2 tRNA genes are annotated in these 309 nt (G+C 43.4%); both read right to left on the bottom strand.

What is annotated here, in order from left to right:
* Nucleotides 1–76: 76 nt before the first annotated feature.
* Nucleotides 77–149, bottom strand: a tRNA-Ala gene (locus FD46_RS10055).
* Between the two features lie 15 nt (nt 150–164).
* A tRNA-Ile gene (locus tag FD46_RS10050) sits at nt 165–239 on the bottom strand.
* Between the last annotated feature and the right edge of the window lie 70 nt (nt 240–309).

Raw genomic sequence — 309 nt, 5'->3', positions numbered from 1 at the left:
CTCGGTTTGTTAATTTAAAACAGAAAAAATATTATCTAGTTTTCAAAGAACAAGTTATGACAGTAAAAACTGTCAATGGAGCCTAACGGGATCGAACCGTTGACCTCCTGCGTGCAAGGCAGGCGCTCTCCCAGCTGAGCTAAGGCCCCAAAATCATAAAAGGATGGGCCTAAATGGACTTGAACCATCGACCTCACGCTTATCAGGCGTGCGCTCTAAACCAGCTGAGCTATAGGCCCATAACATCCTTCAATGAGAGTAAACCTCTCAAAACTAAACAAAGTTTCGACTAATGTGCAGTTTCCGTAA

This window comes from Liquorilactobacillus oeni DSM 19972, from assembly GCF_001436275.1.
Taxonomy (GTDB): domain Bacteria; phylum Bacillota; class Bacilli; order Lactobacillales; family Lactobacillaceae; genus Liquorilactobacillus; species Liquorilactobacillus oeni.
Note: the sequence above shows the minus strand (reverse complement) of the source record. Positions and strands in the feature narration are given on the sequence as shown.